This is a genomic window from Pseudomonas paeninsulae, from assembly GCF_035621475.1.
GTDB lineage: Bacteria > Pseudomonadota > Gammaproteobacteria > Pseudomonadales > Pseudomonadaceae > Aquipseudomonas > Aquipseudomonas paeninsulae.
Genome location: NZ_CP141799.1, coordinates 303626 through 325152 on the forward strand (window position 1 = coordinate 303626; position 21527 = coordinate 325152).

The following is a 21527-nucleotide window of genomic DNA, read 5'->3' on the forward strand; positions in this document are numbered from 1 at the left end:
GGGGTGCTCCTTGTTATTTTTTTGAGCAATGCGGAGACAGAGGGACATATCTATCAACCGCAAGAGGGTACTGCGCCTTCGGCTTGCAAACATGCCTCGAAAGAGTGATTTCGTCGGAAATTTGCCGTCAAGAATTAGCGCCAGTCGACGGCACATTGTGCCGCCTGGCTTGAGCGGTGGCGTTCGGCTGGGTGGACAGGCTCATGCGACTGATCGCTTGCGCCGCTGCGCTCAATCGGATGCCAGCAGCGAGACGGATTTGACCTGCACCCACAGCGCCTGCTGCGCATGGATGGCCAGTTTGTCGAAGGAGTAGCGGGTGATGCGGGCGATCATCCGCTCATCGCCGACCCGCAGGCTGACCAGTATCTGCGCCTGATTCGCCAGCGTTAGCCAGTGTTCGACCCTGGCCGGCAGCAGGTTGAGCAGGCTGGTGTCCTGGGCCTTATGCAGGCTCAGGCTGACATCCCGCGCCTTGACCTTGACCCGCACCGGCTTGCCCGTGGCGAGGGGTGCATGGGTCAACTGCAACACGGCGTCGGTGCCACTCAGGCGGATGCTCAGCAGTCGATAGTCCGGCTCGTAGTGGCTGACAGTGCCATCGACCACGGCCTCGGCATCCTCCTCGAACAGGAAGGGCAGATCGCTCCTCAGCAGGGTTTCCTTCAGCGGCCCGCTGGCTTGCACCCGGCCTTCTTCGAGCACCACCAGGTGATCGGCCAGGCGCGCCACTTCGTCGGGCGAATGACTGACGTAGAGGATCGGGATGTCCAGTTCTTCGTGCAGGCGTTCCAGGTAGGGCAGCACCTCCAGCTTGCGCTTGAGGTCGAGCGAGGCCAGTGGTTCATCCAGCAGCAGCAGGCGCGGGCTGGTCAGCAGGGCGCGGGCGATGGCCACCCGCTGGCGTTCGCCGCCGGAGAGGTTATCCGGCATGCGCTGCAGCAGATGGCCGATGCCGAGTAGTTCGACCGCCTGTTGCAGCGGCACCCGTCGACTGTGGGCGGGGATGCGTTTAAGGCCGAACTCCAGGTTGCGCCGCACCGACAGGTGGGCGAACAGGTTGGCGTCCTGGAACACATAACCCAGCGCGCGCTGGTGCGGCGCGACGAACTGGCCGCGGGCACTGTCCTGCCACAGCTCGCCATTGACCTGCAGGTAACCGTCGGGCGCCTGATCCAGGCCGGCGAAGCAGCGCAGGCAACTGGTTTTGCCCGAACCCGAGTGGCCGAATAGCGCGCTGATGCCGCGGCCGGGCAGGCTCAGGTCGACATCCAGGACAAAGCCGGGACGCTCGATCTTGAAGCGGGCGCGGATCAGGTTCTGCACCGCCTGGCTCGGCGCCAGCGGCTTGCCGCTGAACAGTGTGTCGGTCATTACCAGCCCTGCCTGCCGCGGCGGCCCGAGTAGAGCGCCAGCAATACGATGAAGGAGAACGCCAGCATGCCGCCGGCCAGCCAGTGGGCCTGGGCGTACTCCATGGTTTCCACATGGTTGTAGATCTGCACCGAGGCCACCTGGGTCTTGCCGGGGATATTGCCGCCGATCATCAGCACCACGCCGAACTCGCCCACGGTGTGGGCGAAACCGAGGATGGCCGCGGTCATGAAACCGGGCTTGGCCAGTGGCAGGACCACCGTGAAGAAGGTATCCCAGGGATTGGCGCGCAGCGTCGCCGCCGCCTCCAGCGGTGCGCGGCCGATGGCCTCGAAGGCGTTCTGCAGCGGTTGCACGACGAAGGGCAGCGAATAGAACACCGAGCCGATCACCAGCCCGGTGAAGGTGAAGGTCAGGGTGCCGAGACCGAGACTCTGGGTCAGCTGGCCGATCACGCCGTGCGGACCCATGCTCACCAGCAGGTAGAAACCGATCACCGTCGGCGGCAGCACCAGCGGCAGGGCGACGATGGCGCCGAGTGGCTTCTTCAGCCAGGAGTCGGTCTGCGCCAGCCACCAGGCGATGGGTGTGCCGATCAGCAACAGCAGCACGGTGGTCAGCGAGGCCAGCTGCAGGCTCAGCAGGACGGCGTTGAGGTCGGCTTGGGTGAGGGGCATCGCGGCGAACCCTTAGAGTTTATAGCCGAAGGACTTGATGATGGCCGCCGCTTGCGGGCCCTTGAGGTACTCGATCAGGGCGCTGGCCGCGGGGTTATGCTCGCCCTTCTTGAGCAGCAACGCGTCCTGCTTGATCGGCTCGTACAGCTCATCAGGCACTGCCCAGGCCGAGCCGCTGCCGAGCTGGCCGTCCTGGTACACCTGCGACAGGGCGACGAAGCCCAATTCGGCATTGCCGGTCGATACGAACTGCAGCGTCTGGGTAATGCTCTGGCCCTCGACCAGCTTGCTCTGCAGCGCTGCGCTCAAGCCGAGTTTATCCAGCACCTGGCGCGCAGCCAGGCCGTAAGGCGCGGCTTTCGGGTTGGCAATGGCCAGGTGCTTGAATTGGTTGGCCTTGAGCACCGCGGCGCTGCCGTCGATGTAGTCAGCCTTGGCCGACCACAGCACCAGGCTGCCAATCGCATAGGTGAAGCGCGAGCCGGCAACCCCAAGTCCTGCGCTTTCCAGCTTGGCCGGCGTGCTGGCGTCGGCGGCGAGGAACACCTCGAAAGGCGCGCCATTTTGAATCTGCGCATACAGCTGGCCGGTGGCCCCAAACGCCGCAACCAGAGTGTGGCCGGTCGCTTTGGCAAACGCGGGGGCAATCGCCTGGATCGGCGCGGTGAAGTTGGCGGCCACGGCCACTTGCACTTCCTCGGCCAGCGCGCTGGCGCTGAAGGTCAGGCCGGCGAACAGCGCCAGGCATGTTTTGGGGGCACGATTAGTCATCAGATGGCTCTTTGAACCTTGGTTTGCGGGCAACGCCTGGGCACTTTAGCGTGCGTCTAGCGCTATATACAGAGAAATATAGCGCTAGGCGCAAGTAGGTCGGAGGAGGAGCAAGCTTTGCTGTGTCGTTGCCCGCGCCGCGACTGTTCGGCCGCGGCGCTGGCTTGAGCGAAGGCGACTCGAACTCGCCCGTCAGAGACCTGACGTGAGCACCGAACCTAAGCGCGATTCAGCCGCGACGCCAGACGCTGGCCAGCCAGGGCTGTTGCGCGCGCGGCAAACCGGGCGGGCGGTAGTAGTGTTGCAGCTCGACGAAACCGGCGATGCCGAGCAAGACTCGCCAGTTGGCCAGGTCGTAGTAGGCGCCGTAGCGGTCGCCGTTCCAGCCTTCCTGGTTGTCCCCGCGCGGGTTGGAGCTGAGCAGCACTCCGCCCGGTTTCAGCGCGGCGTACAGCTGACCCAACACCCGCGGCAGCGCCTGGCTGGGGATATGGAACAGCACGGCGTTGGCGAAGATGCCGTCGAACTGCGCGGCGGGCAGGTCGAGGGCGAGAAAGTCCTGCAGCCAGACCTCACAGCCGCTGTCGGCGCGGGCCATCTCGACGAAACGCGGGCAGCCGTCCAGGCCGATGGCCGTGTGACCGAGGGCGCTGAAGGTGCGCAGGTCGCGACCCGGACCGCAGCCGAAATCGAGGATCCGGTAGGGCGGCTCGGCCTGGATATGGCCGAGCAGGGCGGCGATGTTCTGGCTGACATCGTGATCGCGGGTGCCCTCGCGGAACGCTTCGGCGCCCTGCTGATAATGCTGCAGGGTGAGGGCGCTGATCCGGGCAAGTTCGTCGGCAGTCAGGGGCATCGGGGTAAACCTTGGACAAGAGCAGAACGCTATTAAAACCTATCTACCGGTTCGCTGGCTCGGCGTGTGCCGCAAACGCCGGTTGATGAGGGTCGCGAGCAGGCAACACCGCCTGAGGGCGCGCATCGGTACGGCTCTGACCGGGTAAATCAGCACGCTGTTGGTGCTGTGGTGCTGTGCAATATCAGTCCGTCAGCGCTGCGCGTTATAGTGCTGCAGCCGTTTAACCCGAGTGGATACGCCGCCGATGCCTACGCCGCCAGCCGAGCATGACACCCCGCAAGCCGTCAGCCTGGTCGAGGCCTTGCTGTTCTGGCTCAAGCTCGGCCTGATCAGTTTCGGTGGCCCGGCCGGGCAGATTGCGATCATGCACCAGGAGTTGGTCGAGAAGCGCCGCTGGCTGTCGGAGCGGCGGTTTCTGCATGCGCTGAATTACTGCATGCTGCTGCCCGGGCCGGAAGCGCAGCAGCTGGCCACCTATATCGGCTGGCTGATGCACCGCACCTGGGGCGGGGTGATTGCCGGGGTGCTGTTCGTGCTGCCGTCGCTGTTTATCCTGATTGGCCTGTCCTGGCTGTATATCGCCTTCGGCGACGTGCCGCTGGTGGCGGGGATCTTCTACGGGATCAAGCCGGCGGTGACCGCCATCGTCATGCAGGCGGCCTGGCGCATCGGCTCGCGGGCGTTGAAGAACAACTGGTTGTGGGGCATCGCTGCGGCGTCCTTCGTCGCCATTTTTGCCCTGCATGTGCCGTTTCCGCTGATCGTGCTCGGCGCGGCGTTGCTGGGTTATGTCGGCGGACGCCTGTTGCCGGACCAATTCAGTATCGGCGGTGGCCATGCGGCTACGGATAACTCCTTCGGCCCGGCGCTGATCGATGACCACACCCCGACACCGGCCCATGCGCGCTTTCGCGCCTCGCGGCTGGCCCTGATCGTGGCTGCCGGTGGCGTGCTCTGGTTGCTGCCGATGGGCCTGCTGATCTGGCTGTACGGCTGGGACGGCACCCTGACCCAGATGGGCTGGTTCTTCACCAAGGCCGCGTTGCTCACCTTCGGCGGCGCCTATGCGGTGCTGCCCTACGTCTACCAGGGCGCCATCGATCACTACGGCTGGCTGACGCCGACGCAGATGATCGACGGCCTGGCGCTGGGCGAGACCACGCCGGGACCGCTGATCATGGTGGTGGCCTTCGTTGCCTTCGTCGGCGCCTATGTGCAGCAGGTGTTCGGTCCCGAGCAGGTGTTTATCGCCGGTGCTCTGGCGGCGACCCTGGTCACCTGGTTCACCTTCCTGCCCTCGTTCCTGTTCATTCTCGCCGGCGGGCCGCTGGTGGAATCGACCCACGGCGAGCTGAAGTTCACCGCGCCGCTGACCGGCATCACCGCCGCCGTGGTCGGGGTGATCCTCAACCTGGCGCTGTTCTTCGGTTACCACGTACTCTGGCCTGAGGGCTTCGGCGCTAGCTTCGACTGGCCCTCGGCGCTGATTGCACTGGCGGCGGCGGTGGCGCTGTTCACGTACAAGCGCGGGGTGATCGAGGTGATCGGTGCCTGCGCGCTGGCGGGTTTGCTGGTGCATATGTTGCTGAATTGAGAGCTTGTGAAAAAACGCTCGCCTACGGCGATATTTTCACAACCACTGAGAGGGAGGTCTGCGATGAACCGAATTTCGCTTTGTGAACTGACGGAGTGGCAAGCGGCCGGTCGGCAATTCACCTTGCTGGATGTGCGGCGCGCATCTGCACGGCTGGTGGATGCCGCGACCATTGCCGGTGCGCAGTGGTTCGAACCGGAGGCCGTGTTGAGCTGGAAAGAGCAGATTTCTCGGGATCGCCCAGTCATCCTGTTCTGCGCCAAGGGTCATGAAATCAGTCAGGGCATCGCCGCCATGCTGCAGGTCATGGGGCTGGATGCGCGCTACCTGATCGATGGCTATGCGGGCTGGCACGCCGCCGGCCAGCCCACCCAGAGCCTGCCAATTTAGCCGGCTGCTGGCTAGCGCATCAGAGAAACCAGCGGTACTCCCGTGCGCTCAGTTCATGCATGAAGGCCAGATGATCCTGGCGCTTGTTCTCGCAGTAGACCATGACGAACTCGCTGCCCAGGCCCTGGTTGACCTGCGGATGGCCCTGCATCGCCGCCACAGCGCTGAGCATGTCCTGGGGGAAGTCGATGCCGCTCTGGCGATTCTCGTTGAGCGGGGCGATGGGTTCGCGCTGGGCATCCAGGCCGTGCTCCATGCCGCTGAGGATCGCCGCCAGCACCAGGTAGGGGTTGGCGTCGGCGCCAGCCAGGCGGTGTTCGATGCGCAAATTCTTACCGTCTGACTCGGGAATACGGATGCACGCGTCGCGGTCTTCATAACCCCAGCTGGCGCGGCTGGCGGCGTTGACCATGGCGCCGTAGCGGCGATAGGCGTTGTGGTTGGCGGCGAAGATCGGCATGCAGTGCGGCAGCAGCTCCAGGCAGCCGGCCACGGCATGCCGCAGCGGGCGTTGTTCGTCTGCCGCCAGCAGGTTATTGCCGGCGGCGTCGTACAGGCTGACATGCACATGCATGCCGCTGCCCGGCGCCTGCAGGTAGGGCTTGCTCATGAAACTGGCGCGATGGCCGTGCTTGAGTGCCACGCCACGGGTGCTGCGGCAGAACAGGGCGGCCCAGTCGGCGGCGCGCAGGCCGTCGTCGCAGTGACCGAAGTTGATCTCGAACTGGCCGGGGCCGAGTTCGGCGGTGATCACGTTGGCGTCCACGCCCTGCTCATTGGCCGCTTCGACGATCTCATGCAGCACGTCGGAGAAGCGCGACAGGCGTTCGATGTGCATGTTCGGCTGGTCGTCGGCATCGCCGCACAGCGGGTCGCGCGGGAACTGCGGCAGGCCATCCTTGAGTGCGCGGTCGAACAGGTAGAACTCCAGCTCGAAGGCCACTACCGGGCGGATGCCGCGCTTGGCCAGGCGCCCAAGCACTTGCGCCAGCACCTCGCGCGGCTCGAATTCGATCGGTGCCGCGGTGCCATCGGAGCTGATCAGCATCTGCCCCAGCGGCTGCTTTTCCCAGCGTACCGGCTTGAGCGTACCGGGGATCAGCCGGCGCGGCGCATCCGGGTCGCCGTCGTTGAAGCAGTAGTCGCCGATCGGGTGCAGGCCGCCCTGGGCGCCAAGCAACACGCAGTTCTGCGGGATCTTCAGCGGGCTACCGGCGGCGACCTTTTCCAGCATCTCGACGGGGTAGCGCTTGCCATAGAAATGCCCGGGAATGTCCAGGCTGATCAGGTCGACGTAACGTACGTCGGGGTGCTGGGCGCGGAAGGCGCGCACTTCGCTGAGCAGGTCGGGGAAGCTATTTGTTGTTGTCATGGCGAGGATCCTGCGAGCCGGGGTTATTTGAAAACCCAAAGCACTCGAGTGGGTTGGTCGGTAAGGTTGGCGTAGCGAAACTGGCTATGCGGCGGTAGCTGGAAGCTGTCGTTGGGGCCGAGCGTCACGGCTTGCGGGTCGTCGCCGAGCCAGATGCTCAACTCGCCTTCGAGGACGAAGCCACCCTGTTCGGAGCTGTCGTCCAGGTGCCCTGCGCCACTGCTGGCGCCTGGCGCGAGGTGGCTTTCGAGCATGGAGAAGCCCGCCGACATGCTCGGCGACACCAGCACGTCGGTGATGCCGCCGGCGTAATACAGGGTGCGCCGCTCGCCGGGGCGGGTCACCCAGCGCAGCGCGCGCGGCTTGCTCAGGCTGTAGAAGTAGGTGGTCGGCACCCCCAGGGTTTCGCTGATCGCGGTGAGGTCAGCCACGGTGGGGCGCGACAGACCGCGCTCGACCTGGGAGAGGAAGCCCACCGAACGGTCGATGCGCTCGGCCAGCTCGCCGAGGGTGAGGTTCTTGTGCTTGCGCAGGTCGCGAATCAGGATCGCCAGACCTTCGACTTCATCTTGCATGTCCATGTTGAGTTCCTGTGAGGCTGTGGTCGGGTGCATGGCGCTTGTTTCATCCACCGGCTTTAGGCCGGAAACCCTTGGCGGTTTTCCGGCCTACGAATTCAGACGACGTCGCGTAGCCGGTACCAGGCCTTGCCCACCGCCTCCAGCGGCGCGGCGAGCAGCGCGCCGCCGGGAAAGCGTGGGTTGTTAATGGCCTGGTACAGCGCCAGCAGTTGGTCGTCGCCGAGGATCGCATCGCTCACCGCGCGGGCGCCGGCCAGGGTCGGCAGCACGCCGTGGCCGGAGAAACCCTGCAGCCAGTAGCGCTGGCCCTGGCGGCCGATATCCGGGGTGCGTTTCATGCTGACGTCGATATGCCCGCCCCAGGCGAACTCCAGTTCGACCCCACGCAGTTGCGGGAATACCCGCTCCAGGTAGGGCCGGGTGGCGCCGGCGACGTCCTTGGGGATACCGCCCAGGTAGGTGCAGCCGCCACCGAACAGCAGGCGGTGGTCCGGGGTCAGGCGGAAATAATCGGGGACGAACTGGTTGTCGATCACGCAGCTGTTGCGTGGCAGCAGCGAGCGTGCCAGTTCGGGATCGAGCGGCGCCGTGGCGACCTGATAGGAGCCCACTGGCAGCAACCGATTGGCCAGCTGGCGATCCAGCCCATCGATATAGGCGTTGCAGGCCAGCACCAGCACATCGCTGGCTACTTCGCCCTGTTCGGTGCGTGCGACAAAGCCTGCGCTGGTTGCGTGGTAATCCAGCACCTGGCTCTGTTCGAAGATCTGCCCGCCGGCCTGCTCGATGGCGCTGGCCAGGCCCTGGGCCAGTTTCAGCGGGTTGAGGTGGGCGGCCTCGGGGTCATAGAGTGCGGCCAGGTAGCGCGGACTGGCGATCCACTCGGGCAGTTCCTCGCCCTCGATAAAACGCAGGTGTGGGTAGCCCCACTTCTCCACTGCTTCGCGCTGGGCTTCGCGCAGTTGCGCGATGCGTCGCTGTTGCACGGCGGCCCACAGGCTGCCGACCCGGTAATCGACGTCGAAGCCGTGCCGTTGTGGCAGTTCGCGCAGCTCCGCGGCGGCCCAGCGCATGCTGTCCCACAGGCGGCGGGTGCGTTCCTGGCCAAGTGCCTGCTCCAGCGGCGGCATGTCGCAGGACCAGCCGAGCAATGCCTGGCCACCATTGCGCCCGGAAGCGGCCCAGGCCACCCGGCTGGCTTCCAGCAGGATCACCCGCTTGCCGGCCCGGGCCAGGCGCAGCGCCGTGTGCAGCCCGCTGAAGCCGGCGCCGATGATCAGGACGTCGCAGTTCAGGCGCTCCTGCAGGATTGGCCGCAAGGCAAGCGGGGCGGGAAAGGTGCGTGCGTAGTAACTGGCGACATGCTGGGCGGACTGTTTGAACATGGCGCGCCTCATGAAATTAAAATAATTAAATTTCATGAAAAAATACACTATTTAATTCATAAGGCCAAGCGATAACCCCGCGTACGGGTCAGCTACCCGCCGCTAACGGCTAGTCGATGCGTGTAATTGGCCGGGCCAACGAGTATGTAGCCGCCCCGGCCCAGGCGCTGCGCCTGCTATCAGTGATGCTCGGTCAGGATTGACTGACCTGATTGCGGCCGCCGTGCTTGGCCACATAAAGGGCGCGGTCGGCCCGCTCCAGCAGTTCACCGGCAGCCTGTGCTGCTTGCTCGGTCGAGGCGATTCCGGCGCTCAGGGTGACCGAGAACTCGCTGTCGCCAGCGATGAACTGCAGATCGGCAAAGCGTTGGCGAATTTCATCGAGAACCTGCAGAGCCTGATCGGCCGTGCAATCGGGCAGCACCACGAGAAACTCTTCGCCGCCATAGCGGCCCAGGCTATCGACCCGGCGCAGGCGCTGGCGCAGCAGGTTGGCCAGGGCGCGAATCACGTTGTCACCGGCGACGTGGCCGTAGCTGTCGTTGACCTTCTTGAAGAAGTCGATATCGAGCATCGCCACGCTGGCCGGTTTGCCGCTGCGTTGCGCGCGTTCCAGCTCAATGCCGACTTGCTCCTTGATGTCGGCATGCTTGAGCAGGCCGGTCAGGCTGTCGCGTGACAGGGCGATGCTCAGCAGGCGGGCGCGCTGGGCCCGGGAGAACACGGTGGTGACCAGGGCGTTGTCACCGATGGGTTTGGTGATGAAGTCGTCGCCGGCTTTGATCAAGGCATTCATTTGCCGGGTGATATCGGTCTCTGCCGACAGGTAGATGATCGGTACCCGCAGCCAGTCGTCGTTGAAGCGGATGATCTGCGCCAGTTCCGGACCGGTGCAGTCCGGCATGTTGACGTCGAGCAGCACCACCTCCGGATTGAAACGGCTCATGGCTTCGAAGATGCCCGCCGGGGTTTCGAGCACTTCCACCAGCATGTTGGCGCCGCGCAGGATCAGGCTGTAGCGGCTGGCCAGGTCGTGGTCGTCATCGACGATCAGCACCCGGTAGGGCTCGCCCTGCTGTTGGGCGAAACAGCGGTCCAGACGGTTTTCCAGCTGGGGAATGTCCACCGGTTTGGTGAAGTAACCCATGGCGCCGACCCGTACCGCCTCCAGGTGGGTGGCGAAGTCGTCCTCGGTGGTAATCACCAGCAGCGGCAGTGGTTGCTCCAGGCGCTGTTGCAGGGCAGCGGCATACACCAGGCCGGTTTGCTCGGAATCGCCCAGGTTGACATCGATGATCAGCGCATCCGGCAGGCGCCGTTGCAGCGCCGCGTCGAAATCGGCGATACGGCTGAAGTGCTCGGCGTGGTAGCCGAAATTGCCCAGGGTCAGGCGCATGTTCTCGCCGATGCTGACCTCGTCCTCGAGGATGTAGATACAGTGCACGTCCGTCTCGGCTTTCAGCGGTTTTTGCGGGCGGGCAGGGCTTTTCGCCGCCGCCTCGCTCTGCACGCTTTGCGCGGCGAACTGCTGCAACTGGTGGATGAATTCCTGCAGATCCTGATCCTTCAGGCGCAGGCTTTCCAGCCAGTGCATGGCCTGTTGTTCGAGCTCACGGGCACGTTGGCCGATGCTGGCGAAGCCGAAGGTACCGGCCGCGCCCGCCAGCTTGTGCAGCTGATCGCGCAGGCTGCGCAGTTGCTGCAGTTGCGTCTCGTGGTCGGCGGCTTGCAGCAGTTTGGCCTTGCTGGCCAGTTCGGGCAGTTCCTGGACCAGGCGCTCGGCGAATTTTTCGCTGAGCCGTTGCAGCTGGTGCTGCAGTTCGCTGGTCGGGCTGGGTTGTTCAGCCATGTGCACGGCTCCAAATTTGCCGGACCTGGGCGGCCAGTTGCATAGGGTCGAAGGGCTTGATGATCACGTCGAGGGCACCCAGGCTGCGGTAGTGCTCGATCTCCGCCGGCTGCACCTTGGCCGTCATGAAGGCCACCGGGATCAGCCCGATGTCCACCAGCTCGCTGAGTTTAATCAGGGTTTGCGGACCATCCATGCCGGGCATCATCACATCCAGCAGGATGAAATCCGGCGCGAAACCCTGGATCTGATCCAGCGCTTCCTGGCCGGACGAGCAACTGAGTACCCGAAAGCCGCCGACGGCCTCCAGCGCGACTTTGGCCACGGCCTGGATTGAAGGGTCGTCTTCCACGTGCAGGATGCGGGTCAGTTCAGGCATGCCGATTCTCCATGGCGGGTAGTAGGCGGGCGAGCAAGTGCAGGAAGTGTCGCGCACTGGTGCGCGATTTGGCTAGGGTGGCCTCGACCTGGCCGAGGCGCTCGGCCGGCAGGTCCTGGGCGGAGAGTACCACCACGGGTACTCCAGGATGGTGCTGGTGGATTTCTTCGAGCAGTTCCAGGCCGTTGCCGTCGGGCAGGCTGAGATCCAGCAAAATCAGGTCGTAGCTGCCTTGGCTGAGCAGTTGGCGGGCCTCGGTGAGGCTGCTGGCTGAGACGAAATCGGCCAGCGTGCGGCCCTGTTCGGCAATCACCTGACGCAAGTCGGGATCGTCCTCGATATGCAGCACCCGGGGTCTTTCCGGTAGCCCGTGCAGGGCCTGACGCAGGCGGGCCAGCAGGCTGTGGCGGTCTATCGGCTTGTCCAGCCAGTCGATGGCCTGGAAGCTGCCGTTCAGACTCAGCCGGCCCTCGTCGCAGGCGGCGGAAATCACCAGCACCGGCAGCTCCTCGGTGGCGGGATCGTTGCGCAACTCGCGGATCAACTGCAGGCCATTGCCGTCCGGTAGGCGCAGGTCCAGGGTGACGGCGGCGAAGCGGTGCTCGGCCAGCAGTGTCCGGGCCTGCTCCAGGCTGGCGGCCAACATCACCCGGTAGCCGGCGTGGCTCAGGAACTGGCGCAGCAGCTGGGCGATATCGGCTTCATCTTCGATCACCAGCAAGCTGGGTCGCTCAGCCTCTTCGGCGTTGCTCGCCAGGTTCGTGGCCTCCAGCAGCGGCAACTCGAACCAGAAGGTCGCCCCCTGGCCCTCGATCGAGTCGAAGCCGATGCGCCCGCCCATGCGTTCGATCAGCTCCTTGCTGATCGCCAGGCCCAGCCCGGTGCCGCCTTTCTGCCGGCTGTCGGTGGCGTCGGCTTGGGAAAATTTCTGAAACATCCGCTCGCGGAATTCAGTCGGAATACCGGGGCCCTGGTCGCTGACGCTGACCCGTAGGCGTTGCTCGCGCAGTTCACTGTTCAGGCGTACCTGGGCGCCGGGCGGAGAAAACTTGATGGCATTGGAGAGGAAGTTGGCCAGCACCTGCTGCACGCGCATGGCATCGGCCCGCACCTTGAGGGATGGGCCCCGCTCCTGCACCAGCTGCACGCCATGCTGGTCGGCATAGGCCTGGTTGTTCGCCAGGCTCTCGTCGAGCTGGGCGTCCAGCTGCAGGCTACGCAGCTGGAAATTCATCTTTCCGGCCACCAGCTTGTCCATGTCCAGCAGGTCGTTGATCAAATGACTCAGGCGCAGGCTGTTGTGATGGGCGATATCGAGCATCTGCCGCATGCTCTCCGGCAGTTCGCCGAGCGCACCGCCCTGGATCAGGCCGAGCGAGCCGGAGATCGAGGTCAGCGGTGTGCGCAGCTCATGGCTGACCGTGGAGACGAACTCGCGCTGCATGCGTTCGCTGCGCTTGCGCTCGGTGATGTCATGCAGCACCGCGACGGCGCCGAGCTGGCGGCCATCGGGGGCATACAGTGGGTCGGCGTTGGTGGTGACGAAGCGGGGCGCCTGGCCCTTGACCACTATGCTGATTTCCGCGTCGCGCACCCGCTCGCCCTGCAGCGCCCGCAGCAGGGGGATCTTGGTGCTGGCCAGCGGAGTCTGGCCGTCGGCCTCGAACAGGTCGTAATAGTCGCCCCATTGCTCGGGTGCGAGCAGGCTGACATCGGTGCCATGCCATTGTCGGGCGGTATCGTTGAACAGGGTTAATTGGCCCTGGGCATCGCAGGCGATCACCCCCTCGGCGAGCGCCTCGAGCAGGCGCCGGTTCATTTCCTGCTGCTGTTCCAGTTCCTGCTCCTGGTGTTTGCGCGCGCTGATGTCGCTGATCACCCCATGCCAGATCACCGAGCCATCGGCCTGGCGCAGGGGAGTGGCTTTGCCTTCGACCCAGATCAGGCCCTTGCTGGGATGGCGCACGCGGTATTCCTGGTGCCATTGGCTCAGCGTTCTGGCCGAGTCGCGTATGGCGTCGGCAACGCTGGCGCGATCGTCCTCATGGATGGCCGCGAACACGGCCTTGCTATGCTCGCGGACATCGGCCGGGGTCAGCCCGTAGATGTCGACTATGCCCTCGCTGGCGTAGGGGAAGCGCACCGTGCCCCGCTCGGACAACAGCGCCTGGAACACCATGCCGGGTAACTGCGCGGCGATCTGCCGCAGGCGCTGCAGGGCTTGTTCGCGCTGGCTCAGGTCCTGGGCGATGGCGACGTAACCGAGCAGGACTCCGCCCTCGTCGCGTACCGCGGAGACTGTTAGCAAGGCCGGCAGCTGGCGGCCGTCCTGGCGAACGAAGGACCATTCGCGCGGCTGGTCCTGGCCGCGCGCGGCATGTGCGGCCAGCACAGAGAAGTCCGCGCCGATGGTCTGCTCGCATTCCTGGCCGAGCGCCTCGGTGCGGCCCGCCAGTTGCTTGGGGTCGAGCAGGGCGGTGGCAAAGGGGCGGCCGAGCAGGTGCTGCTGGGCGTAGCCGAGCAAGTGTTCGGCGGCCGGGTTGACGCTGCTGATCTCGCCCGTGGGCGTGGTGGCAATGATCGCACTGCCGGCGCTGGCGAGGATGGCGCGCTGCAGCGCCGCCTGCTCGGCATGCTGGTGCAGGTTCAGGCGCAGCTCGCACAGGCGCACGACCTGGCGGCCGAGGCGGCGCAGACCGTCGCGCTGCGGGGTGGTCAATTGACGCGGCTGGCGGTCGATCACGCAGAGGGTGCCGAGGTTGTGTCCGCGACTGGTGGTCAGCGGGATGCCGGCGTAGAAGCGAATATGTGGCGCCCCGGTGACCAGCGGGTTGTTGGCGAAGCGCGGGTCTTCCAGGGCGTCGGGGATTTCGAACAACTGCTGGGCGAGGATCGCATGGGCGCAGAAAGCCTGCTCGCGGGGCGTCTCGCAGACGTCCAGGCCGACTTTGCTCTTGAACCACTGGCGTTGCTCGTCGAGCAGCGAGACCAGGGCGATGGGCGCGTCGCAGAGTTGCGCGGCGAGCTGGGAGAGGTCGTCGAAGGCCTCCTCGGCGGGCGTGTCGAGCAACTGGTACAGCTGGAGCTCGGCGAGCCGCGCGGCTTCGTCGAAGGGCAAGGTCGGCCCCGTGGGGGTTCGGTTCATCTGCAGGTCCTTGCGCGGGGTGAGTGTGCCGGCCAGGAGGGCTGGCGCCGTGGCCGGTACTGCCTACTGCGTCGAGTCATGGTTGCTGCCCTCCGGGCTGTGACGCTTGGCTGCGGCCGTGATGGATTGCTCCAGGCTCGCCAACAGTTGCGCCTCGTCGAACGGTTTTTCCAGCCAGGCAATGCCCTGTGTCTCCTCCAGCAACTTGCGGCCCTCATCGCAGAAGGCGGCGTTCGCCAGGTTCAGGGGGGTGTGCATGGCTTGTCCTTAGCGCGCTGGCGCAGCGGTGCGACGTGGTGTGCGGTTTCCCGGCATGCCGATAAGCGCTTGCTTGGGCGTTCCAGTAGGGCGCAGCTCATGCCGGTAGATCCGTTGTGGCCGATTCGGCCAGTGGCAGCTCGAGCCAGAAGGTAGCGCCTTGGCCCGGCAGCGAATCGAAGCCAATGCGCCCGCCCATGCGCTCGATCAGCTCTTTGCTGATCGCCAGGCCTAGCCCGGTGCCGCCCTTCTGGCGGGTGTCGGAAGCGTCGGCTTGGGCGAATTTTTGAAAAATCTGCTCTTGAAACGCTGCCGGAACCCCCGGGCCGCGATCACGCACATTGAGGCGCAGATGCTGGCCGCGGCGTTCGGTATAAAGATCGACGGCGCCGCCGCGCGGGGAAAATTTGGCGGCGTTGGACAGCAGGTTGGCCAGCACCTGCTGCAGGCGGTGAGCGTCGACCCTGACCCGGTCCGCGCAGTTGGCGAGCTGACGCAGATGGACCCCATAGTTCTCGGCATACGCCTGGTTGCTGTGCAGGGCCTGCTCGATCAGTGGCTGCAGGGTCAGTGGTTGGACATCGAACCGCATCTTGCCAGCCGCCAGCTTGCCGATGTCCAGCAGGTCGTTGATCAGCGTGACCAGGCGCTGACTATTGTGCTGGGCGATCTGCAGCATGGGCTGCAAAGCCTCCGGCACCTCGCCCAGCGCGCCGGCATTGATCAGCTCCAGCGGGCCGATGATGGCGGTCAGCGGAGTGCGCAGCTCATGGCTGACGGTGGAGATGAATTCGTTTTGCAGGTGCAGCAGGCGTTTGCTCTCGCGAATGTCCTGGATATGCAGAATGCGGGTTGCGTCAGTCTCCAGGCCGCCACTCAGGACCGCGGCACTGAGCATCACGGCGACGGGCTCGCCCCGGGCATCGAGTAGGTTTTGTTGCCAGCTGCGGTTGTGCCCTGGCGTTGTTGCCGCCAATTCTGCGTTCAACTGCGGGTGACAGGACGCCGCGCAGAATTGTCGTAGGTGCTGGTGGCGCAGCGTGGCGGGGCTGCGTTGCAGCAGCTGGCAAAGGGCCTGGTTGGCGGCCAGCAGACAGCCGTGTTGATCGAGCAGGGCCAAGCCCATCGGCGTCATGTCAAAGGCATCGAGAAACTGTTGCTGGCTCTGATTGAGCGCCAGCAGCAGGCTGGCCTGGCGGTGCTGGCCGTGCAGCGCCAGGCTGACCAGGGCGGTGCAGATCAGCGCCAGACTCCAGCCCAGCAGACGTAGCCAGGCAGGCAGAGGTTTGGGCGCGATCAGGTAGTGGGCCTCAAGTTGCCAGTTGGCGCCGGCAAGCACAATCGGTAGCTTGACGTGGACGGCGTCAGGCTCGGTTGCGGTCTGCGCCAGGCTGGCGCTGGCCGGCTCGGCAAGTGGCTGGAGGCTGATCGCAATGCCTTGCTGGCGGGCAATCTCCTCAACCTGGGCATACAGCTGGTCGAAGTCGATGACCGTGCTGATCATGCCCCAGTAGCGCTGGTCATCGAGAAATACCGGCACTCGATAGATCAGGCCTGTCCCGCCCTGAACCAATTGCAGCGGGCCGTCGAGATTGGCGGTGCGACTGGCGATGATGCGCTCCACCGCGGGCCATTGCTCGGCCTGATCGGGATAATAAAGGCCGAGCGCGGCTTCGTTGCCGGCCAGCGGGTAGACCAAGGCGACGCGATTGTCTGGCGCCAGGCCGATATTGCGAATGTGTCGACCTTGCTGGAGCAGCCCCTCCAGCCAGGGTTTGAGTTCCTGTGGATCTATCTGGCCCTGCTTGGCCGGGATATAGGCGGCCAGGCCACTGGCGAGGTGCAAGGTGGCATTCAGTTCGGCGAGCAGCACCACACGCACTTCGCCGGTATGGGCTGCGAGCGCTTGCTGGTTGGCTTGCAGCTGACGCAAGGCATATTGCTGCAGTAACAGTTCGACGCCCAGCACCAGCACCAGCAGCAGGCCCAGGCTGATAGCCCAGTTCAGCGTTTGGCGGCGCTGCGAGCGGGCCGTTTGTTGGGTGACACTGCTCATGCCAGCCTCGCATCGGGGAGTTCGAACCAGAAGGTCGCGCCCTGGCCTGCGAGCGAGTCGAAGCCGATCTGCCCGCCCATGCGTTCGATCAGCTCCTTGCTGATCGCCAGACCCAGGCCGGTGCCGCCTTTCTGCCGGGTATTGCTGGCATCGGCCTGGGAGAACTTGGCGAAGATGCTCGCCTTGAATGCCTCGGGAATACCTTGGCCGTGGTCGCGCACGCTGACCCGCACCTGGTCACCGCGTTGTTGCACGGCAACCTCGACAGGCTGTCCGGCGGGCGAGAACTTGGCCGCATTGGACAGCAGGTTGGCCAGTACCTGGGCCAGGCGCTGGCTGTCGACCCGTACTTGGGTGGCCGGCAGGGTATCGAGCAGCTGCAGCTGCACCCGATACTGGCTGGCATACGGCTGGTTCTGCGCGATGGCCTGTGCGAGCAATGGCTGCAGGGGCTGCTCGTTCAGCTCGATCGGCATCTTGCCGGCCACCAGTTTGTCCATGTCCAGCAGGTCGTTGATCAGCTGGCTGAGGTGCTGGCTGTTGTCCTGGGCAATCGTCAGCATCTGCTGCATGGCCGCCGGCACCGCGCCGAGCACGCCACCGTTGATCAGGCCGAGGGAGCCGGCGATGGCGGTCAGCGGGGTGCGCAGTTCGTGGCTGACGGTGGAGACGAACTCGCTTTTCATCTGTTCGATGCGCTTGCGTTCACTGATATCGCGGATTACCGCGATGAAGCGCCGCTGGCCCTGGTGGCTGATCTGCGACACGGCCAGCTCCATGGCGAACTGCTCGCCATTGCGGCGCAGGCCCTTAAACTCGCGCACCGTGCCGATCAGCCGGGTCTCGCCGGTTTGCTGGTAACGCGCCAGGTAACCATCGTGGGCCGAGCGCTCCGGTTCGGGCATCAGCAGGCTGACGTTGCGGCCTGCCACCTGGGCCAGGCCGTAGCCGAACAGCTGTTCCGCGGCGCGGTTGAAGGTATCGATGTTGCCCTGTTCATCGATGGTGATGATGGCGTCCAAGACGTTGTCGAGCAGGGTGTGCAGGTAGTGCTCGCGTTCGCGGACGGCGCGCTCGGCGGCGACCCGTTCGCTGAAGTCCTGAATCTGTGAGATGAAGTGCACCGGTCGGCCATCGTCATCGCGCACCAGCGAGACGCTGAGCAGTACCCAGATGGTCCGGCCCTGGCGATCCAGGTAACGCTTTTCCATCTGATAGCCATTGCTCCGTCCGGCCAGCAGCGCCTCGACATTCTCCAGGTCGGTGGTCAGGTCGTCGGGGTGGGTGATCTGCTGGAAGTCGCTGGCCAGCAATTGCGCGCGACTGTAGCCGAGCATGCGGCAGAGCTCGTCGTTGACTTCCAGCCAGCGCCCCTCGGGACTGACCAGGGCCATGCCCTGGGGCGCGGTGTTGAAGGCACTGCTGAACAGTTGCTGGCTGAGCTTGAGTTCGTCTTCGATCTGCTTGCGTTCGCTGATGTCCCAGATGAATCCGTTCAGCCACAGCAGGTTGCCCTGATTGTCGTATTCGCCGCGGCCCTTTTCCCGTACCCAGACGTTGTGACCATCGGCGTGCTGCAAGCGATAGGTCAGCTCGAAGACGTCCTGACGCAAGATTTGCGCCTGGATGTCGTAGGTGCTGGCGCGGTCGTGCGGGTGAACCACGCTGGCATAGCTGCGTACCCGGTTGTCGATAAAGTCGCTGACCGGGTAGCCGCTCAGTTGCTCGATTTCATCGCCCATGAAGCGCATGGTCCAGTCGCCATCGTGGCGGCAGCGGTAGACCACCCCGGGCAGGTTGGCGACCATGCCGCGGAAGCGACTTTCGCTTTTTTGCAGGGCGCGGGTAGCCTGCTGCAAGGCACTGAGATCGGTGGCAATGCCGAGGTAGCCGTGAATACTGTCTTGCTCGTTGCGGATGGCGTTGATCGTCAGGTTGACGATGCGTTGTTCGCCGTCTTTGCGGATATAGGTCCACTGCTGGGTTTTCGCATGGCCGCCCTGGATATTGGCGACGAACACCTCGAAACCCTGGATCTCGCGGCCAAGCTCGTGGCTCAGTTCGCGGCCGCGGGCACGCACCTCTTCGGGCTGGTGAAACAGCATCGGTGAGTGCTGGCCAACCACCTCTGCGGCCCGATAGCCGAGGAGCAGTTCGGCGCCAGGATTGAACAGACTGATCACCCCGCTGGCATCGGTGGCGATGATGGAGACCCCGGTAGCCGAGTCGAGCACGGCCTGGAGGAAGGCGCGGGCCTCTTGCACCTGAGCTTCGCGCTGCTTGAGCTCGCTGACGTCCTGCACGGTGCCGGCCAGGCGGGTCATGCGGCCCTGTTCGTCGGGTTGCAGGCGGGCCAGTTCATGCACCCAGCGGACCTCGCCATCGGGGCGCAGGATGCGATGCACCACGTCGTGTAAGCCGCCTGCCAGCGCCCGTTGTTCGCTGGCCTCGACCAGGGCCCGATCCTCGGGGTGCACAGAGCGCTTGAAAGCCTCGGTGTTCGGGGTAAAACCCTGAGGGTCGTAACCGAAGATGGCGAAGATGGTGTCCGACCAGTCCAGCTCGCCAGTCTGCAGATTGGCTTGCCAGTGGCCCAGGCGGGCGATCTGCTGGGCCTCCTTCAGGCGCTCCAGCAGGGTCTGCCGGGTCTGCTCCTGCTGCTGGCGGTCGAGGGTGGCGCCGACCCAGCGAGCGAACAGACGAAGGAACTCGCGGTCGGCCTCATCGAATGGCTGGCTGCGCACCTCGGGTGAGGCGAAGCACAGCGTGCCGAAACGCTGGCCCGCGACCCAGATGGCGGTGCCGATATAGGTTTCCAGGGCAAACAGCGGGTAGCAGGGGTGAGTGGCGTGAGCCGATTGGCCCATGCAGTCGATGGCCAGCACTGCATCGCTGTGCAGGGTGAGGCTGCAGTAGGTGTCGCCCAGGGGAAAGTGCTGGCCGTCACTCAGGGCGCCCGCTGGTGATACTTGAACCCGCACCTGGTAATCATCGGCCTCGATCTGGCTGATGATGGCCAGTGGCACCTGGTAGAAGCTGGCGCCCAGTTGCAGAGCCTGGCGCAGTTGTTCTTGACTGCTCAGGGTGGGCAGGGCGGCAATCTCGTTGAGTGCGCGCAGGGCCGCTTGCTGGCGCTGCAGATGCTGCTGCGCCTGTTCGCGTTGCACGTCGCGGCGCAGCGCCTCGATCAACTGACCCAGGGTGGCGAGCAAGGGTTGCAGCTGCTCGGCCAGGGCGTCCTGATAACCATCGGCGCAGTTGGCCAGGCCGAGCATACCCACCAGCCGACCATGGGCATGAATGGGCAGGCCGGCAAATGCCAGCAGCGGCGGATGCCCGGCAGGTAAACCGCCGCTATGTGGATGCTGCGCAGGCTGATTGCTGATCAGCGCCTCGCCGCTGCGCATCACCTGGCCGAACAGCGTGTCGAGATTGCGGAACTCCATGCCCTGCGCCGAGCGTTCGGCATAGAACGCGGCACTGGCGCTGTCCCAGGCAATATTGCTGATGCTGTAGGTGTGCAGGTAGGGCGCGCCCTGTTCATCCTCAAGCACTTCGCCGATGAAGCCGAACTGGCTGGCGGTCAGTTCGAGGATGCGCTCAAGCAGCGCATTGAAGGATTCGTGCTGGTTTTGTGCGGTGATATAGGCCGCCTGGGCCTGAGCGATCACCGCCAGCAACTGACGCGACTGCTCGCTTTGCCGGTGCTTGTGCTGCAGCTCGTCGCGGTGGCGGCGGGTCAATACCTGGCTAGCGTGACGGGTGCTCAGCAGCAGCAACAGAAGCAGGGCTTCTGCGCCGAACCAGGCCAGCAGCCATTTGCCGATCAGCCAGTGCTGGTCGCTCTGGTGGCGCGCGAGCTGTGCGCTGATATCGCGCCAGGTCAGGGCGATGGCTGAGGTGCTTTGACTGGGTGTGACGGCTGACAAATAGTCGGGCAGTAGCACTTGATTGAGCAGGTAGGTACGACCCTGATCTTCGAGCAGTTTGATCGTGTTGCCGGCGGCAGGTGCGGGCAACACCTGTTGGGTTTGCCAACGCTGCACCTGGCCGCGCGAGAAGCCTTCAAGGGTCCAGTCGTCGGCGTCCTCGGCCAGGCTAGGCAGTCCTTCAGCGCTGAGCGCTGGCGCTTGCGCGGCGCGCTTGACCAGCAAGGCGATGCCGGAATCCAGTTCCTGATCCAGCTGCTGCAAATCGCTGTGCAGGCTCTGGGTGACTTCCACGGCGCCGACGGTTACGGCATTGCGTGTGCCTTCCACCTGCAGCAGGGTTATCGCACCCATCACCAGGCTGTCGGCGCCAAGATCCAGGCCGGCCTTGTTTTGCTGGTCACGCAGGGCGTCGCTGAGCATCGAAGGATGGCCGTTGCGCTGGTCACCAAACTGCGTGGGTTGATGCACGCGCAGTAGCACTTCTGCCGTGGGCGCGAGGTGGATGTAGAGCTTGAATGGATGACTGGTCTGCAGGTGGCGCCAGCGTGGAGCCAGGCGGGTGTAGAGCTGGTTGCGGATGGCCTTCGCAGCGGCCTGGTCCGGGTTGTTGCCGTTGTGCAGGGCATAGGCCTGGCGCACCAGTTCGATGACCCAGGAGTCGGCGGCAATGCTCTCGGCCAGCAGCTGCGCCTGATCGCGCTGGCGCCGCTGGGAGCTGTGCAGGGCCTGGCGCTGAAAATCGGCCTGCTTGGTCATCTGCAGTTGCCAGAAGGTTTCCCGATCGTTCAGGGCGAGCCAGCCCAGAGCGGCAAAGAACAGCGCCAGGGCGAGGCTGCCGAGGCCGACTATCCAGCGGATCGCGGCGGATACTTTCCTGGTGTTCATGCGCAACATCCTGAGCGAAC

At 64.8% G+C, this 21527-nt stretch carries 15 protein-coding genes; 2 read left to right on the forward strand and 13 right to left on the reverse strand.

The genetic code is table 11. The annotated features are described in order from the left end of the window. Positions 1 to 231: 231 nt before the first annotated feature. The 4 genes from modC to VCJ09_RS01330 form a co-directional block, all read right to left on the reverse strand. Positions 232 to 1374: a molybdenum ABC transporter ATP-binding protein gene (modC, locus tag VCJ09_RS01315; protein ID WP_324732825.1), complete on the reverse strand. Its 1143-nt coding sequence runs from the start codon at positions 1372 to 1374 to the stop codon at positions 232 to 234. Then, complete coding sequence (gene modB / locus VCJ09_RS01320; protein WP_324732826.1) at positions 1374 to 2051, reverse strand: molybdate ABC transporter permease subunit; 678 nt, start codon at positions 2049 to 2051, stop codon at positions 1374 to 1376. The genes modC and modB overlap by 1 nt, the downstream gene beginning before the upstream one ends. A 12-nt stretch (positions 2052 to 2063) precedes the next feature. Beyond that, the gene (modA, locus tag VCJ09_RS01325; protein ID WP_324732827.1) at positions 2064 to 2822 is read right to left on the reverse strand and encodes a molybdate ABC transporter substrate-binding protein; all 759 of its coding nucleotides are present in this window, start codon (positions 2820 to 2822) and stop codon (positions 2064 to 2066) included. 229 nt (positions 2823 to 3051) lie between these two features. Next, complete coding sequence (locus VCJ09_RS01330) at positions 3052 to 3678, reverse strand: class I SAM-dependent methyltransferase (RefSeq protein ID WP_324732828.1); 627 nt, start codon at positions 3676 to 3678, stop codon at positions 3052 to 3054. Between the two features lie 247 nt (positions 3679 to 3925). Between VCJ09_RS01330 and chrA the strand changes: the two genes are divergently transcribed. Beyond that, positions 3926 to 5275, forward strand: a complete 1350-nt coding sequence (gene chrA / locus VCJ09_RS01335) for a chromate efflux transporter (protein WP_324732829.1) — start codon at positions 3926 to 3928, stop codon at positions 5273 to 5275. 63 nt (positions 5276 to 5338) lie between these two features. After that, on the forward strand, positions 5339 to 5665 hold the full coding sequence (locus VCJ09_RS01340) for a rhodanese-like domain-containing protein (protein ID WP_324732830.1): 327 nt from the start codon (positions 5339 to 5341) through the stop codon (positions 5663 to 5665). A 19-nt stretch (positions 5666 to 5684) separates the two neighbouring features. Here the strand turns inward: VCJ09_RS01340 and VCJ09_RS01345 are convergent, their stop codons facing one another. The 9 genes from VCJ09_RS01345 to VCJ09_RS01385 all read right to left on the reverse strand — a co-directional run bounded on the left by VCJ09_RS01345 (position 5685) and on the right by VCJ09_RS01385 (position 21507). Further along, positions 5685 to 7037 carry a glutamine synthetase family protein gene (locus tag VCJ09_RS01345; protein WP_324732831.1) on the reverse strand — a complete coding sequence of 451 codons (1353 nt, stop codon included), beginning with the start codon at positions 7035 to 7037 and terminating at the stop codon, positions 5685 to 5687. Positions 7038 to 7060: 23 nt separating this feature from the next. Continuing rightward, complete coding sequence (locus VCJ09_RS01350) at positions 7061 to 7618, reverse strand: helix-turn-helix domain-containing protein (RefSeq protein ID WP_324732832.1); 558 nt, start codon at positions 7616 to 7618, stop codon at positions 7061 to 7063. A gap of 95 nt (positions 7619 to 7713) precedes the next feature. Continuing rightward, complete coding sequence (locus VCJ09_RS01355; protein WP_324732833.1) at positions 7714 to 9003, reverse strand: NAD(P)/FAD-dependent oxidoreductase; 1290 nt, start codon at positions 9001 to 9003, stop codon at positions 7714 to 7716. Between the two features lie 193 nt (positions 9004 to 9196). Beyond that, entirely contained in the window at positions 9197 to 10852 is a 1656-nt protein-coding gene (locus tag VCJ09_RS01360; protein WP_324732834.1) for a diguanylate cyclase, read from the reverse strand. After that, positions 10845 to 11231 carry a response regulator gene (locus tag VCJ09_RS01365; protein ID WP_324732836.1) on the reverse strand — a complete coding sequence of 129 codons (387 nt, stop codon included), beginning with the start codon at positions 11229 to 11231 and terminating at the stop codon, positions 10845 to 10847. The genes VCJ09_RS01360 and VCJ09_RS01365 overlap by 8 nt, the downstream gene beginning before the upstream one ends. Beyond that, positions 11224 to 14376, reverse strand: a complete 3153-nt coding sequence (locus VCJ09_RS01370) for a response regulator (protein WP_324732837.1) — start codon at positions 14374 to 14376, stop codon at positions 11224 to 11226. Before VCJ09_RS01370 ends, VCJ09_RS01365 begins: the two co-directional genes overlap by 8 nt. A gap of 63 nt (positions 14377 to 14439) precedes the next feature. After that, positions 14440 to 14634: a hypothetical protein gene (locus VCJ09_RS01375; protein WP_324732838.1), complete on the reverse strand. Its 195-nt coding sequence runs from the start codon at positions 14632 to 14634 to the stop codon at positions 14440 to 14442. 97 nt (positions 14635 to 14731) lie between these two features. After that, a complete protein-coding gene (locus tag VCJ09_RS01380) occupies positions 14732 to 16690 on the reverse strand; it encodes an ATP-binding protein (protein WP_324732839.1) in 1959 nt (652 codons plus the stop codon). After that, the gene (locus VCJ09_RS01385) at positions 16687 to 21507 is read right to left on the reverse strand and encodes a PAS domain S-box protein (protein ID WP_324732840.1); all 4821 of its coding nucleotides are present in this window, start codon (positions 21505 to 21507) and stop codon (positions 16687 to 16689) included. Before VCJ09_RS01385 ends, VCJ09_RS01380 begins: the two co-directional genes overlap by 4 nt. Positions 21508 to 21527 lie beyond the last annotated feature (20 nt).